This window comes from Halapricum hydrolyticum (assembly GCF_025517535.1).
Taxonomy (GTDB): domain Archaea; phylum Halobacteriota; class Halobacteria; order Halobacteriales; family Haloarculaceae; genus Halapricum; species Halapricum hydrolyticum.
The window spans coordinates 87,360-103,076 of record NZ_JAOPKC010000001.1; the positions used below are offsets into that span (position 1 = coordinate 87,360).

Annotated in this window: 15 protein-coding genes; 5 read left to right on the forward strand and 10 right to left on the reverse strand. The window is 64.2% G+C overall.

What is annotated here, in order from left to right; translation table 11 throughout:
- Positions 1-77: 77 nt before the first annotated feature.
- Positions 78-1,148, reverse strand: coding sequence for a Gfo/Idh/MocA family protein (locus tag OB916_RS00420; protein ID WP_315907303.1), 1,071 nt, complete (start codon positions 1,146-1,148; stop codon positions 78-80).
- A 105-nt stretch (positions 1,149-1,253) separates the two neighbouring features.
- Here OB916_RS00420 and hmgB point away from each other — a divergent pair, with 105 nt between their 5' ends.
- From hmgB to OB916_RS00440, 4 genes are all read left to right on the forward strand, one after another.
- Positions 1,254-2,588: a hydroxymethylglutaryl-CoA synthase gene (gene hmgB, locus OB916_RS00425; protein WP_315907304.1), complete on the forward strand. Its 1,335-nt coding sequence runs from the start codon at positions 1,254-1,256 to the stop codon at positions 2,586-2,588.
- A gap of 289 nt (positions 2,589-2,877) precedes the next feature.
- On the forward strand, positions 2,878-4,050 hold the full coding sequence (locus tag OB916_RS00430; RefSeq protein WP_315907305.1) for a hypothetical protein: 1,173 nt from the start codon (positions 2,878-2,880) through the stop codon (positions 4,048-4,050).
- A 161-nt stretch (positions 4,051-4,211) separates the two neighbouring features.
- The gene (locus tag OB916_RS00435) at positions 4,212-4,664 is read left to right on the forward strand and encodes a TRAM domain-containing protein (protein WP_315907306.1); all 453 of its coding nucleotides are present in this window, start codon (positions 4,212-4,214) and stop codon (positions 4,662-4,664) included.
- 8 nt (positions 4,665-4,672) lie between these two features.
- Positions 4,673-5,143 carry a Tfx family DNA-binding protein gene (locus tag OB916_RS00440; RefSeq protein WP_315907307.1) on the forward strand — a complete coding sequence of 157 codons (471 nt, stop codon included), beginning with the start codon at positions 4,673-4,675 and terminating at the stop codon, positions 5,141-5,143.
- A 49-nt stretch (positions 5,144-5,192) separates the two neighbouring features.
- Here the strand turns inward: OB916_RS00440 and uvrB are convergent, their stop codons facing one another.
- Both uvrB and OB916_RS00450 read right to left on the reverse strand, forming a co-directional pair.
- Positions 5,193-7,256, reverse strand: coding sequence for an excinuclease ABC subunit UvrB (uvrB, locus tag OB916_RS00445; RefSeq protein WP_315907308.1), 2,064 nt, complete (start codon positions 7,254-7,256; stop codon positions 5,193-5,195).
- A 113-nt stretch (positions 7,257-7,369) separates the two neighbouring features.
- Positions 7,370-8,212 carry an ion transporter gene (locus OB916_RS00450; protein WP_315907309.1) on the reverse strand — a complete coding sequence of 281 codons (843 nt, stop codon included), beginning with the start codon at positions 8,210-8,212 and terminating at the stop codon, positions 7,370-7,372.
- A gap of 162 nt (positions 8,213-8,374) precedes the next feature.
- Here OB916_RS00450 and coaBC point away from each other — a divergent pair, with 162 nt between their 5' ends.
- Positions 8,375-9,523: a bifunctional phosphopantothenoylcysteine decarboxylase/phosphopantothenate--cysteine ligase CoaBC gene (gene coaBC / locus OB916_RS00455; protein WP_315907310.1), complete on the forward strand. Its 1,149-nt coding sequence runs from the start codon at positions 8,375-8,377 to the stop codon at positions 9,521-9,523.
- On the opposite strand, the gene mnhG is transcribed toward coaBC, so the two are convergent.
- The 7 genes from mnhG to mbhE are packed head-to-tail and all read right to left on the reverse strand — an operon-like array spanning position 9,520 to position 15,673.
- The gene (mnhG, locus tag OB916_RS00460; RefSeq protein WP_315907311.1) at positions 9,520-9,855 is read right to left on the reverse strand and encodes a monovalent cation/H(+) antiporter subunit G; all 336 of its coding nucleotides are present in this window, start codon (positions 9,853-9,855) and stop codon (positions 9,520-9,522) included. The two genes, coaBC and mnhG, sit on opposite strands and share 4 nt — an antisense overlap.
- Positions 9,856-9,857: 2 nt before the next feature.
- Positions 9,858-10,148 (reverse strand): monovalent cation/H+ antiporter complex subunit F, encoded by a 291-nt coding sequence (locus OB916_RS00465; protein ID WP_315907312.1) that lies wholly within the window; start codon positions 10,146-10,148, stop codon positions 9,858-9,860.
- The gene (locus OB916_RS00470) at positions 10,138-10,707 is read right to left on the reverse strand and encodes a Na+/H+ antiporter subunit E (RefSeq protein WP_315907313.1); all 570 of its coding nucleotides are present in this window, start codon (positions 10,705-10,707) and stop codon (positions 10,138-10,140) included. Before OB916_RS00470 ends, OB916_RS00465 begins: the two co-directional genes overlap by 11 nt.
- On the reverse strand, positions 10,704-12,356 hold the full coding sequence (locus tag OB916_RS00475; protein WP_315907314.1) for a complex I subunit 5 family protein: 1,653 nt from the start codon (positions 12,354-12,356) through the stop codon (positions 10,704-10,706). Before OB916_RS00475 ends, OB916_RS00470 begins: the two co-directional genes overlap by 4 nt.
- A complete protein-coding gene (locus tag OB916_RS00480; RefSeq protein WP_315907797.1) occupies positions 12,349-12,747 on the reverse strand; it encodes a sodium:proton antiporter in 399 nt (132 codons plus the stop codon). The genes OB916_RS00475 and OB916_RS00480 overlap by 8 nt, the downstream gene beginning before the upstream one ends.
- Entirely contained in the window at positions 12,747-13,250 is a 504-nt protein-coding gene (locus OB916_RS00485; protein ID WP_315907315.1) for an MnhB domain-containing protein, read from the reverse strand. Before OB916_RS00485 ends, OB916_RS00480 begins: the two co-directional genes overlap by 1 nt.
- Positions 13,247-15,673, reverse strand: coding sequence for a hydrogen gas-evolving membrane-bound hydrogenase subunit E (mbhE, locus tag OB916_RS00490; protein WP_390884000.1), 2,427 nt, complete (start codon positions 15,671-15,673; stop codon positions 13,247-13,249). The genes OB916_RS00485 and mbhE overlap by 4 nt, the downstream gene beginning before the upstream one ends.
- Between the last annotated feature and the right edge of the window lie 44 nt (positions 15,674-15,717).

The window sequence follows — 15,717 nt, forward strand, 5'->3', positions numbered from 1 at the left end:
TTCTCTGCTACATCGAGAGAACACGTGTTTGAGGGTCATAGGGCCCGTCATACCGGGGATTCGCCTAATGGATGCACTCACTCTCGGTCGAGCAGTGCCTGGACCTGCACGGGTTCGTCACGTTCGCTCGATCGCATCGCGGCCTCGATGAGTGCCATCGACTGGAGGTTTCGTTCGACGCGGGTCGCCATCGGTTCGCCACCGGCCCGCCACTGGACGAACCGTTCGATGAGCCACGTGTTCATCCACTTCTCGCCGTCTCCCAGCGGGATCGACTTGCCCTCGGGCGGACCTTCGGCGTTGTGCCTGGGCTCGGCCTCGGGATCGTACGGATAGACTGTCAGTTCGCGGGCGTCGAGTTCCAGCGTCGCATCGCGACACTCCGCGCGAATGTACTCGTTTTCCCAGCCGTTGAGTGCGACGGCGTTCGTCGTCGCACCCTCGTAGGTCGCGTGGACGCCGTTCTCGAAGTCCATCGTCACCAGCACCTGCGAGTCACCGCTGAAATCGCTCCATTCTGGGTTCCACGTACGCGCGTAGAGTCGTTCACATTTCGCGTCCGCGAGCGACGCCAGCAGGTCGAGATGATGCACGCCACCCTCGACCAGCAGCGGGTGCTCCATCTCGTAGGGACGCCCGGCGACCCACTCGTCGCGCTGGCGATACCGCTGGGTGAACCGCATCACCAGGTAGTCCAGCGGCCCGTACTCGCCATTCTGGAGTCGACTTCGGAGGGTCACCTTGTCGCGGTCGAACCGGTGACTCATCGTTACGGCCATCTTCGCACCGGCGTCGGCAACCATTTCGGCGATCTCGGTCGCCTCCGCGAGCGTCGGCGCGATCGGTTTCTCGGTGAGCAGGTCCAGACCGTGTTCGAGGGCGGTCTCGACCAGCGGTTTTCGCGCTTCGGGCGGCACGACCAGCGTCGCGAACTCGGCGTCGTGGGCGGCGAACGCACGTTCGACGTCAGTGTAGCAGCGCTCTTCGGACAGTCCGAGCCCCTCACGGGCGTTCTCCAGCGCGTCGGGGTTCCGGTCGACAGCCGCGACGACTTCGATCGTGCCGTCTTCGACGTTCGCCGGGAGGAACTCGTGACACCACATCGCGCCCCAGCCGCCACAGCCGACGTGAATGACTCGCTGTGCCATGTTCGACGTGGGACGTGCGTCGGACAAAAGCTCGACGGATTTCGACAACTGTCGTAACAGGAGTCGACAAACACTTAACCCAGATACCCGTCTCAACAGGTGAACATGACAGACGTAGGCATCGACGCCGTCGAGATCCGATCAGGGAAGCTCAAGCTCGATCTCCCGGAGACGTTCGCAGAAGTGAAAGACGAAGACCCGGCGAAGTACACGAAGGGGCTGGGGCTGTACGCGAGTTCGTTCCCGGACGCCTACGAGGACATCGTGACGATGGCGGCCAACGCCTCGAAGCGGTTGATGGACCGCAAGGGGCTAGATCCGGACGACATCGGCCGGATCGACGTCGCGACCGAGAGCGCGTTCGACCATTCCAAGCCGGTTTCGACGTACGTGGCCGGCTGTCTGGAACAGGTCTACGACGGCGACTTCCGCCACGCGAACAAGGGCGAGCGCAAGTTCGCCTGCATCGCCGGCACCCAGAGTATCGACGACGCCGTCAACTGGATCGCCGCCGACAAGAACCGCGGCCGTGCCGCGATAGTCATCGCGACCGACACTGCGCTTTACGAGCGTGGCGATTCGGGCGAGGCGACCCAGGGCGCCGGTGCCGTGGCGATGCTCATCGACGAGGATCCCGATCTCGTCACGATCGAACCCGAGCAGGGTGTCGGTAGTGTCGACGAGACGGACTTCCTCAAGCCCAACCAGCAGTTCCCCTCGGTCGACGGCAAGCGCTCGATGCAGGTCTATCTCATGCGGATGCGCGAGGCGCTGGAGGACTACGAGACGCAGGTCGAGACCCATCCCGACGACTTCGCGTTCATCCCGTTCCACACGCCGTTCCCGGGGATGGTCCGGAAGGCCGCGGCGCTGGGCTATCGACACGTTGTCCGTGATACCGACATCGAGGACGAACTGGCCGAAGAGATCGGTCCGCAGCCCCGGCCCGAAGCGTTCGATGACGACGAGGAGTACCGCGAGGCACTCAAAGAGTACACTGACAAGCTGACCGAGACGGAGCTCTATCGCGAGTGGTACGACCGCGCGATCGCGCCGACGATCGAGATCTCCTCGCGCGTCGGCAACTGGTATACGGGATCGGTCCACGTCGCCCGGGTCTCCGCACTCAAGCACGCCCGGGAGAACGGGATCGACCTCGACGACGCGCGGTTGCTGGTCGGCTCGTACGGATCGGGTGCACAGGCCGAGATCCACGGCGAGACGGTCCAGCCTGGCTGGGAGGACGAGATCGCGCAGCTGAACGTCGACGACCAGCTCGTCGAGCGCTACGACCTCTCGTGGGACGAGTACGAACTGATCCACGACGTGCACAACCACGACGAAACGACCGATGTCGACGCCTTCACCACGCCCGAAGAAGAATTCGTCTTCGACGGCTGGGGTCGAATGGGCGAGCGGAAATATACGTACGTGGAGTAGCGAGACTTCGAGCAGCGCGAGAAGTCTCGAACCGGAGCGGGGAACGGATGTGACCCGCGAAGGAGTAGCGAGACTTCGAGCAGCGCGAGAAGTCTCGAACAAGCCGAGCGGTGACGTGAGGAGCCGCGAGGCAGAGTAGCGAGATTCCGAGTGTAACGAGGAATCTCGAACCGGAGCGGCAAAGCCGCAAGAGAGCGAGCCGTCGAGCGTTTCTCGCGACTTCGACGACCTGTGCGGACGGGATGCGGTGGATAGAGTTATAACCGACTCGCCGAAATAGCCGTGGCACATGCCGCGACCGGGCCGAAAAACCGTCGGGACGATCGTCGTAGCCGTCCTCGTACTGACGGTCACGGGGACGCTACCCCGCATCCTCGGTGCGGCGTACGAGCTTGTCCGGACACAGTGGCAGGGTGTCCGTCTCGAAGCGCCTGAATGGGTGCTTCTCGGAGCGGTTCTCGTGGCCATTTCCGTCGTGTCGTTGCTGATCCTGGCCGGGTTCGTGCGGCTGCTCACCTCGATCGGCGTCGTCGGTCCCCGGATCGCGAACGGGATCGACCGACTCCGGCCGGATTCGCCCGCGACGTCGGCACTCGTGTTCATGGTCGCGTTCGTCGTCGTGCTGTTCGTCGGACTCGCGGTCGCCCTCCCGTGGTTCGGGGCTGCACTGACCGAAAACACCGGTATGGACGACATCGTCGAAGACATCCGACAGGGGGACGTGGCGATCGCGATCGAAGACCACTTTGCGGACGACGCGGTGCGGCGCGGCAACGGGACTGACATCCCCCGCGGGCGTTTCTACACGGACGGGGACGCGGACGGGCTTGCCGACGAGTGGGAACGTACCGGACGCACACCGGGCGGTGCACCGCTCCCGGACGCCGACCCGGGCAGGCTGGATCTGTACGTGCAGATTGACTACGGCGACAGTGTGTCGCGACTCAGCGACGCCGAACGAGCGCAGCTTGGGGACGTCTGGGCCTCGATGCCGGTCGAAAACCCGGATGGAACGAGCGGGATCTCGCTACACCTCGTTGATAGCGGCGACAGCGGCGGGACACTCGACCGCCCGGTTTCGATCACTGACGACACCGGCGCCGATCAGTTCTACACGAGACAGCGACTCGGCGATCGGTTCTGCACGTACAACCAGGTCACGCTCGCCAGCGCCCGAGAGACGGCGCCAGTCGGATACGCCGAGACGCCCGGCTACGCGTCGGTCGTCGACGGCACCGAATTCACGGACTACGAGGGGAACGTCTCGATCCGCGTCGCGACGATCACGCATGCACTCTTGCACAACGTCGTTGGCGAAATCGACGGCCGGACCCACAGCGACGGCGGCTGGCTCGACTATCCCGCCCCCGAGAACGAACGACTCTCCGATCCTGTCGCCGCGCGACTCGAGACCGACGGGTTCGTCACGTCGTCCGATCACCTGCAGCGGTGCACCAAGTGAGCGTCGTTGCCGAAACCGCCCAGTAACAACCGATGTGATACGGACTGCTGTGCGCCCGTTTCGAAGCGACCGCACGAACGCGTCGGTCGAAACGGAAATCGGTATAGCGGTCCGTATGAACCCGCAAGCGTTTACTTCCGTCCCACGTAACCGCAGGTACGATGCCGGACTGTCCACTCGCGGACGACTGCCCCGAATTCACCGAGCGTATCTCCGGGATGGGGTGTCAACACTACGGCGACCGCGGCGGTGCCGAGTGGTGCAACCACTACAACCAGCCGATCGAAGACCTGCAGTCCAAGCCGGTCACCGTCGGCGAGGAAGTCGTCATCGACGTCGAGGACATCCACGAGAGCGGTGCTGGCGTCGGCCGGACCGACGACGGGTTCATCGTGCTCGTCGACGGTGTGCTCCCCGACGCCCGCGCTCGCGTAAAGATAACGAACGTCCACTCAAACCATGCCAAGGCCAGGGAACTCGAACGGCTGCCGATGGACGACGCGTCCGACGCCGACGCTGGCGACGACGCTGACGCCGACGACGACCGTTCCGAAGCGGACGCAGACGAGAGGGGTCCGCGACTGGGCAGTCGCGACAACTTCTGGGGGAGCTAGGGCAAACCGTGACAGAGACCGACGCCGATACGATCCTCGACCGTGCGGGTTTCGATCCGGAGGAGTCGATTCTGACGCGCAGACAGGCCGAGGTGCTGGCGCTGCGCGAACGCGGACTCACGCAGTCGGCGATCGCCGATCGGTTCGGCACCTCCCGGGCGAACGTCGCGAGTATCGAATCGAGCGCGCGCGAAAACGTCCGCAAGGCTCGCGATACGGTCGCCGTCGCGGAAGCGCTCCGATCGCCGGTGCAAGTCGAGATCGAGGCTGGAACCGACCTCTACGACGTGCCGGCCGACGTCTTCGACGCCTGTGACGACGCCGACGTCAAGGTCCCGTATACGGCACCCGAACTGCTCGGCACGATCGCCGAGGAAGCCGGCGACGCCGTCGTCGGCCGACAGGTCCGGACCGACCTGCTGGTCTGTGTCGGGGCCGACGGGACAGTTCGAGTTAGACACCAGCAGACTGATACTTGACCCCCTCTCACGACTAAAGTCGTGGGCTTTCTCCTCGAATCTCTGTAAGCTACCGTTCTCCCGGTCCCGGCTCCGGGACGACGCCGTCTTCGTCCTCGCCCTCGAGATCGTACGTCTCCCGGAGTTCGCGGATCCGGTCGCGGATGTCCGCAGCGAGTTCGAACTCGAGGTTGTCGGCTGCGGCTTCCATTCGCTCTTCGAGTTCTTCGATCAGTCGGGCAGCCTCCGCTGAGTCGTCTGGTTCCATCCCTGCCGTGCCACCGGTGTCGGTCTTGCTCCCGGGGAGGTTCGTTTCGCCGATCTCCTTGTCGATGGTCGTCGGCTCGAAGCCGTGTTTCTCGTTGTACTCCCGCTGGATCCGCCGCCGGCGGCGCGTCTCCTCGATGGCCGATTCCATCGCGTCGCTTGGCTCGTCCGCGTAGAGGACGACCTGCCCGTTGACGTTGCGCGCGGCCCGTCCCATCGTCTGGACGAGCGTCGTCTCGCTCCGGAGGAACCCCTCCTGGTCGGCGTCCAGAATGGCCACGAGCGACACCTCGGGGATGTCCAGCCCCTCCCGCAGGAGGTTGATCCCCACCAGCACGTCGAACTCACCGGCTCGGAGCCCGCGAACGAGTTCGTGTCGCTCCAGCGTGTCGGTCTCGTCGTGCATGTACTCGACGGCGACGCCCGCCTCTTCGAGGTATTCGGTCAGGTCCTCGGCCATGCGCTTTGTCAGCGTCGTCACCAGCACGCGCTCGTCCTGTTCGACCCGATCGTCTATCCGAGTCAGCAGGTCCTCGACCTGGCTCTGGGCCGGACTGACCTCGATCTCCGGATCGACCAGGTGCGTGGGTCGGACGATCTGCTCGACGATCTGATCGCTGATCTCGCGCTCGTAGTCGCCCGGGGTCGCGCTGACGTACAGCGTCCGGTCGGTCTTTTCCTCGAACTCGTCAAACGTCAGCGGCCGGTTGTCGTAGGCGGTGGGCAGCCGGAAACCGTTCTCGACCAGCGAGTCCTTGCGGGACTTGTCGCCCTCGTATTGCCCGCGGATCTGGGGGATCGTCTGGTGTGACTCGTCGATGACAGTCAGGAAGTCGTCCGGGAAGTAATCCAGCAGTGTGTAGGGTGCTTCCCCGGAGTCGCGATCCGAGAGGTGGACCGAGTAATTCTCGATTCCCGAACAGTAGCCCGTCTCTTTGAGCATTTCCAGGTCGAAGGTTGTCCGCTCCTCGATCCGCTGAGCGGCCACGAGATCGCCCTGCCGTTCGAAGTAGGCGACGCGCTCCTCTTTCAGATCCTCGATCTCGGCGATGGCCCGTTCGAGACGCTCCTCGGGGATCGAGTAGTGTTCCGCAGGGTGGACCAGCACGGCCGGCTCTTCGCTTTTGATCTCGCCCTCCAGGGGGTCGATCTTCACGAGGCGGTCGATCTCGTCGCCCCACATCTCGACGCGCACGGCGTAGCGGCCGTACATCGGATAGATCTCGACGGTGTCCCCGCGCACCCGGAACGTTCCCTGGGTAAAGTCGACGTCGTTGCGCTCGTAGTTTAGATCGACCAGCCGGCCGAGCAACTCGTCGCGGTCGATTCGCTGGCCGCGTTCGAGCCGCAGCGACATGTCGACGTAGTTCCGCGGGTCGCCCAGACCGTAGATCGCCGACACCGACGCGACGACGATGACATCCTCGCGGGTCAAAAGCGATCGCGTCGCCGAGTGGCGAAGGCGATCGATCTCCTCGTTGATCGAGGCGTCTTTCTCGATGTACTTGTCGGTCTGCTCGACGTAGGCCTCGGGCTGGTAGTAGTCGTAGTAGGAGACGAAATACTCGACGGCGTTGTTCGGGAACAGCTCCCGAAACTCCTCGTAGAGCTGGGCGGCCAGCGTCTTGTTATGGGCGATGACCAGCGTGGGTTTCTGGATCTCTTCGATGACCCACGAGACCGTATTCGTCTTGCCGGATCCGGTCACCCCCAGCAGCGTCTGTTGGTCCATGCCCTGCTGGAAGCCGGACGCCAGCTGTTCGATCGCCTCGGGCTGGTCGCCTGCCGGCTCGAACGGCGCGTCGACCTCGAAGGGCCGTTCCGCTTCCGGTCGATCCGGAGACAGCGGACTCCCGGTGTCACTCATCGAGGATAGCCAGGGCCCCCACTCACTTCAGGTGCTCGGTGACCGATTGGATCGGTCGTGACCGCGATCGCTTTCGTCTCGGATTCGGGGACTCGCACAGACGTCCGATGAACTCACCCTCTGGAGTCGAGTTCTTGATAAATGATCTGGCCACAGGCTTTACAATGTGATGCGTCCGGGTCGTGATATTCAAGCCCACATTGTGGACACGTGACGTTGACTTTCCCCTTGGAAGTCCACTCCCTGACGAACTTACTCGCCTGCCGCGGGATGACAATGATGGCGGCTAGAATTGAGCCGACCGTCACCCACCTGCCCGTGGTCGTAACCGGGATGATATCGCCAAATCCCGTCGTCGACAGTGATATCACGGCGTAATAGAACGCGTCACCGTACGTCGCAACGTCAGGGTTTACCGCCTGCTCGACACTGTAGAACAACCCGGCTGAGATGAACAGGAGAACCAAGATCGTCAACAGGAGCCTCCCGGCGCGCAAGGTGTTGTCTGTAACCGTCCCGAAGAAAAACTCCGTGTCCTCGGTGAACCGGTAAAACCGAAGCACACGGATGACCCGAATCACACGTAAAAACCCGATCTGCAACGCGCTAACGGGCACCGGAAACACGAATACTAAAAGCGTCGGTAAAATCGCGATCAGATCTATCATCGTGTATCCGTTGAAAAATTCGGCCCTGCGATCGGGAGCTCCGTACAACCGTGCTATATATTCCACGGCGAAAACGAAGGCAATGCTGACTTCGAGACTCCAAAGGAGGGCTCGTAAATCGTCGGCAATCGGATACGTTTCGACGATGAATATGCCAACGAACACCAGATTCAGTCCCAGCAAGACGATATCGATGGCCTTCCCTAACCCAGTCTCGTGATCCAGAAGGTAGAACTGAACTACCTCACGAAGGTTCCGTTCGTCTGGAACGGATGCGTCGCGGCCCATATACAACATAGTGGTCAATCGAACATAAAGAAGCAGCCGGGTCCACATTGCGGAAATTCCGAGGCGAACGCCTTGCGCTTCAGTGCGGGAAAGACCGCAAGAAGCCACGTCCGACGGTGTGAAAAAGGTGGTTTCAAACCCCCGCCCGGCCAAGCGGTACGTATGCTAGAGGGCGTCAACGTCGCGCTCGGAATCACGGGATCGATCGCGGCCGTCAGGACCGTCGAGTTCGTCCACGAACTCAGGCGTCACGGTGCGAACGTGCGGGCCGTGATGACCTCCGAGGCGGCGAACATCATCCATCCGTGGTCCGTCGAGTTCGCGACCGAGAGAGACGTCGTCACCGAGATCACCGGCGCTGTCGAACACGTCGATCTCTGCGGCGTCGAAGGCTGGGCGGACGTGTATCTGGTCTCGCCGGCCACGGCCAACACCGTCGGCAAGATGGCCAGCGCCGTTGACGACACGCCGGTGACGACGTGTGCGACGACCGCGCTCGGCTCCGGGCTGCCGGTCGTCGTCGTACCGGCGATGCACAAGCCGATGTACGACCACCCGGGCGTGCTCGAGGCCATCGAGCAACTCGAATCGTGGGGCGTCCACTTCGTCGAGCCCCGGATCGAAGAGGGCAAGGCGAAGATCGCCAGCGACGAGGCGATCGCGACCGGCGTCGCCCGCGCCGTCGACGACCGTCCCCTCGACGGCCGGCACGTGGTCGTCACGGCCGGCGCGACAACGGAATCGATCGATCCGATTCGGGTGCTCACGAACCGCGCGAGCGGGGCGACCGGCCGGGCGGTCGCGCGGGCCTGCTACGTTCGCGGTGCCGACGTGACGCTGATCCACGACGGCCCGGACGTTCCGTACGCAACCGTCGAATCCGTCGAGAGTGCTGCGGAGATGACCGCGGCCGCCGAAGACGCTGCTGCGGACGCGGACGCGCTCGTCTCGGCGGCCGCGATCGCCGACTACACAGTCGAGACGGCCGCGGAGAAGATCCGGTCGGGGAAGGAGTCGCTGACGCTCGAACTCGAGCCGACGCCCAAACTACTGGATACGATCCGAGAGGCGTATCCGGACCTGCCGATGGTCGGATTCAAAGCCGAGACGACGGGAGACGACGACGCCCTGATCGAACGGGCCCGCGACCTGCGTGATCGGGTGGGGCTGGAGTTCGTCGTGGCGAACGACGCGGACGTGATGGATGAGGCCGAGACGCGAGCGTTGCTCGTCGACGACGACGTCGAGGTCGTCAGCGGCTCGAAACAGCAGCTCGGAGACGCAATCGCGGATCGATTGGCGCGCAGCTAGCGCTGTTCGCGTTCTTCTTCGGGCCAGTCGGCGCGACCGTAGAACGGGACGCCCATCTTGTGAGCGGCCCGGGAGATGACGTGTGCCCCCGTCGGGGCCGTCAGAAACAGGAAGACGATCCCGACCAGCGACACCAGCCCCGGACCTTTCGGCCCGAAGTAGACGGCCCCGGCGAGAAACAGCGACGCCGCGCCGAGCGTCGTCGCCTTGCTCGTGGCGTGCATCCGGTTGTAGACGTCCGGCAGTCTGAGCAGTCCGACCGTTCCGACGATCAGGAAGAACGACCCGATCGCGAGCAGCGCGGCCAGGACAGCGACTCGAAGTACGTGCATGGTCATTCGATGATGTCACCCTCCGTAACGAAGCGTGCGACGGCGATCGTACTCACGAACCCGATGATCGCGAGGACGAGACTCACGGTCACGAACAGCCCCTCGCCGGTCTGGAGCGCGTAGAGGACGGCGATCGCGACGACGTTCGTCCCGATCGTGTCCAGCGCGACCACGCGGTCCGGCGTCGTCGGCCCGACGATGACTCGATAGCCGGCGAGTAGCGTCAGTCCGCTTGCGAGCACGAGCGCGGCGAAGACTGCCGTATCGAGGAGCGCCGGAAGCTCACTCGCCATCGTGGTCACCTCCGTCTATGTCGGTCGGATCGGGGACGGGATCGTCCGGGCCGCGCTCCTCGTCGAAGATCCGTAGCGCGTAGTCCTCCCAGCGCCGGATCGGTTCGAGGACCGCGTTCCTGTCCGCGCCCGTGATCCCGTGTACGTACAGCATGTTTCGGTCGCGGTCGTAGTCCATCGTGAGCGTTCCCGGGGTGAGCGTGATACTGTTCGCGATCGTCGTGACGGCGAGGTCGGACTCCACGCGCAGCGGCACCTCGACGACGTCCGGTTTGATCGGCATCGACGGCGACAGCACGCGCCAGGCGACGTCCAGATTCGCGACCAGCAGCTCGCGGACGAACAGCAGCACGTACAGCACCCCGAACGGAGCGGCCACCAGTCCGCCGCGAACGTTCATCTCGGCGGCGTAGAACCGCCGGAGGAGGTACGCGATCGGGAATCCGACGAGCGATCCGACCAGCAGCGTCGTCGCGACCCCGGTCGGCGTGAGCGTTGCCCCGTTGACGAACAGCCACAGGACGGCAAGCGTCAGCCCGATGACTGGCCAGCGTTTCATGATTGCACCTCCGCGTAACTCGGGCCGACGGCATCGATGTATGCGCCGCGGTCGAGCGCCGCGCTGGCGGCCCCGTGTGCGCCCTCGTAGACCGGATCGAGGCCGATTCCGAGGACGACCAGCACGAGCGCGAGCACGACCACGATCGACAGCAATGCGAGGGGCTGGGCCGTCGCCCGCACGACAGCCATGCTTTCTGTGCCCCAGAAGGCGTCGTTCCAGGCCTTCGAGACGTACGCGATCGTGAGGATCGCACCGCCGAGCGCGGTGACTGCGGCGATCTCGCCGACGGTACCGTTCGTGGCCATCGCGGTCGCTGCCGTGTCGAACACCGTGAGCTTGCCGAAAAAGCCCATCAGCGGTGGGATACCGACGAGGCTCAGGCCGCCGATCAGGAACGCACCCGAGAGGTAGGGCCGACTGCGCGTCAACCCGCCGAGTTCGTCTGTCTCGATCGTCCCGACAGCGGCGTTGATCGTGCCGCTCACCAGGAACAGAAGCGACTTCGCGACGGCGTGGTTCAGCGCGTACAGCAACGCGGCGACGATCCCCAGCACGCGCAGCCCGTCCGTTCCAGCCCCCGTCGGGACGGTGAATTCACCGCCGAGGACGGCCACTGTCCCGCCGTCTGTGAGCGGAATCGTCGCGACGATCGCCAGCGGGAGTACGATGAATCCGACCTGTGCGATCGAGGAGTACGCCAGCAGGCGGTCCAGGTTCGACTGGCCGACGGCGCCGAACCCGCCGAGGAACGCGCTCGCGATCGCCATCACGAGCAGTATCGGTCCGAAGAAAAGCAGCATCGATCCGTCGCCGAACGGTCCGAGATCCAGCTGTGCGGCTCCGAAGACTGTAAAGAGTAGTCGGATAATCGCGTAGACGCCGACCTTCTTCGTCACGCCAGCCAGCATCGCCGAGACCGGTGCGGGTGCCGCCTCGTAGGCGCTGGGCACCCAGAAGTGGAACGGCACGATCCCGGCCTTGAGTGCGAACACAGCAAACAGCAGTGCTGCGAGCCCGACGACCGGCCCGACGGTGATACCGAACGCCTCTGGATTGGACAGCCTGACGGCCAGATCGGCCATGTTGAGCGTCCCGGTCGTGGCGTAGATGCCACCGATCGCCAGCAGCATCACGGCACTGCCGATCAGGTTCAGGACCGTATACTGCAGGGCCGCTCTGGTGTGATCCGGGCCGCTGTAAAAGACAACGAGCACGTAACTCGGCATGAGCATCACTTCGAACCACACGAAGAGGTTGAAGATGTCGCCCGTGAGGAACGCACCAGTCACGCCGACGACCATGAGGTGGAACAGCGGATGGTAGACGATCTGCTGTCCGAACGCCTCGATGTAGTCCGTCGAGAACGCGAGTGCTGCGATCGTGACGACGGCACTCATCGCGAGCATGAACGCCGCGAGCTGGTCGGCGACGAGCGTGATCCCGTACGGTGCCGTCCAGCCCGAGAGCTGATAGGTCAGTACCGGTCCCGAGAAGACCCGCCACGTGAGCACCCCGACGGCGACGACGTACCCGCCGCCGCCGAAGAGGCTGACGGTCCGTTGCAGCCGCGGACGAGCGCGCGTGACGAGCGTCAGAATGGCCGTAACCAGTGCGACCAGCATCGGCGCAATGACGACGTTACTCATGGGTATCACCTATCTCAGTAAGGTCGATGGTTCCGTGTTCTTCGTACACCCGGTAGGTCAGCACCAGCGCGAACGCGGTTGTCCCGAACCCGATGACGATCGCCGTCAGCACGAGCGCCTGGACGAGCGGATCGGTCGTCGCCGTCGCGCCGTGATCCCCGTGGCCGACGAACGGGACCGATCCGGCGAGCCCGCCCATCGTCACGAGATAGACGTTCGCCGCCTGGCTGAGGATCGTGATTCCCCAGACGACCCGGACGATGTCACGCCGGAGGACCAGAAACGTCCCCAGCGCGAACAGCAGTCCGAGCACGACTGCCAGCACGAACTGTGGCTCCCGGGCCGGGACGTAGGCCCCGGCCTCGCCGCCGGCAGCAAGAACGCTCCCCATCATTCCGCACCCACCACCGCGACGATCGTCAGCAATCCACCGACGACGACGAAGTAGACGCCGAGGTCGAACACCAGCGCCGAGGCGACCTCGATCTCGTGAAACAGCGGGATCCCCTCGACGAACGCGACGGCCTGGCTGAGGAACGGGTATCCGAGCGCGATCGCGGCGATTCCGCCACCAGCAGCGATGGCCAGCCCGATCGCCAGCACTTCGCTGAACTCCTTGGTCACGCCGGGGCGCTGCTGTGTCTCGTCTTCGACCGGCTCACCCGGGAGCGCCCGTGGCAGAGCCGTGCGACCGAGAATCTCCGTCTCGAAGTAATCCAGGCCGTAGATGATGTAGATGAGCGCGAACGCGACGGCGGTCAGGACGCCGCCGATGAACCCGCCACCGGGGGCGTTGTGTCCCTGCAACAGCAGCGTGATGGCTGTCACCAGGATGATGGGGACGACGATCCGAACGACTGTGCGGGCGATAACCGTCGGTTCGTTCTCTGTCACTGTGTCTCACCTCGTTCGCGCATCGCGATCAGCGCGATGACGGACAGCGCGGCCATCGCGATCACCGAAATCTCGCCCAGCGTATCGAACGCGCGGAAGTCGACGAGGATGACGTTCACGATGTTGGCCCCGCCGCCGTAATCGAGAATCCACGTACCGTGTTCGGCCGGGACGCCACCGCGTTCGAGGAAGAAGTTCGCGATCCTGTTCTCAGGGTTCGCGGCCGTCGTGACCAGCACGGTCACAAAGACCGTGATACCGACGATCCCCGACGCGATCGCGTCGCGGGCGAGGATCGACCGACGTGCCTCGCCGTAGAACGGGGGGAGCTTGTCCAGCACCAGCAGGAAGAGCACGAGCACCAGCGTCTCGATGAGCAACTGCGTCAGCGCCAGGTCGGGCGCGTCCCCCAGGATGTAGAAGATCGCAACCATGAATCCCAGGATCGAGAGGGTCAGCACCCCTGCGACGTGCGACGGGGCTCGCGTGACCGCGAACGCGGCCACGACCGCGACGCCGAGGACGATCACCATCGGAACCGGGCTCACGATACCGCTAAAGGAGGGGAGTCCGACAGCTGTCGCAGCGTACGCGAACAGGGTCATCACACTTACAGCGAGTAGCAACACCAGCGCGTAGGTGCGCAACAGTCCCGTCTGAATCGTCGATTCGACCACTCTCGAGCGATCGAGGCCGTCGACGGCCGAATCGTAGTACCAGTTCGCGCTGAGGACCGGAACCGAACGAAGCCGGACTATCGTGTCCCGGAGCTGGCCGTAGAACGGATAAACGACGGCGCCGAGTCCGATCGTCGTTGCGCTCATTAGCACGGGAACCGTGAGTTCGGTCGGCAGATAGTACTCGAAGTGCGCGCCGTGCTCGCCGCCGTGCTCGATCGCCGTCGCGTCGACGACCTGGCTCACGAACGCCTCGAGCGGCTCGATGTGGACGCCGGCTGCCCCGGTTATGCCCCCGATCCCGATGATCCCGGCGACGACGGCCAGCACGACTGCCGGAAGCCGCATCGACCACGGTGGCGCATGCACGTGGCCCAGCGCGTCGGGCTTCTCGCCGAAGAACAGCATCAGAAACCGGATCGAATACAGGAACGTGAACACGCTCCCGAAGACGGCGACCGCCGGCAGGATCCACCACAGTCCGCCCGAAGCGTGTGCGAGTTCGTAGGTCGCCTCGAAGAGGAACTCCTTGGAGTAAAAGCCGTTGAACGGGGGGACGCCGGCCATCCCGAGCGCGGCGACGACCGTGACGGCGGCGGCGATCGGCAGCTCACGCCACAGCCCGCCGAGATCGTCGATCATCCGGGTCCCGGCCTCGTGTGCGATGATCCCGGCCACGAGGAAGAGTGCGGCCTTGAACGCCGCGTGGTTGAGGATGTGGAACGCTCCGGTCTCGGCCCCGTACGTGTTCGCTCCGGCTCCGATGACGCCGAACCCGGCGATTATCAGTCCCAGGTGTGACGCCGTCGAGTAGGCCAGCAGTTCCTTGATATCGCTCGCTCCGACAGCCAGGATCGCCGCGACGGTCATCGTCACCAGTCCCATCGTGACGAACAGCAGTTGCCACTCGTCGGAGACCAGAAGCGGCCGGAAGCGTCCGACGAGATAGACGCCCGCCTTGACCATCGTCGCCGAGTGCAGAAACGCCGAAACCGGCGTCGGTGCCTCCATCGCGTTCGGCAGCCAGATGTGAAGCGGGACCTGCGCGGATTTGGCGGCGGCTCCGATGCCGATCAACACGAGCGCGGGCACGAACAGCCCGTCCGCACGGAGCCCCTCGCGGATCGATTCGGCCTGCGCGATCAGCGCCTGGTCCGTCCCGAGCAGCTGGAAGGTCCCGCCCTCGCCGGCAACGAGCAGAAACCCGAGTAACATGAACAGCCCGCCCGCGACCGTGATGAGCATCGACTTGCGGGCGGCGTACTGCGAGGACGTCTCGCCGGTATAGTGACCGATCAGGATGAACGAGGAGATGCTGGTGAGCTCCCAGAAGACGAAGAGGACGATGAGGTCGGCAGCGAACGCCACGCCGAGCATCGATCCCATGAACGCGAGCAACGTGGCGTAGAACTTCATCTTCCCCGGCTCCTCGTGCATGTACCCGCCGGAATAGGTGAGGATCAGGATGCCGATTCCGCTGGCCAGAAAGCCGATCAGAAGCGAGAGCCCGTCGACGTAAAACGACAGCGCCACGTCGAATCCGGGCGCGTCGATCCACGTCCAGGAGACGAGCCCTCTCGCGTCGGTTATCGCCAGCTGACCGACGAGCACGAACGAGACAGCCGCAACCGCTGCGGAAGCGTAGGCAGTTCGCTCGCCGAGCAGCCGATAGACGAGCGGCGTCAGGGCTGCGGCGAGGAACGGAAGTCCCACGATAGCCGCCATGACCCACTGGTTCGGTTGCACATCGGGGCTTTGCCCCAGTCCGGATTTAACTCTTCTCAAATCCG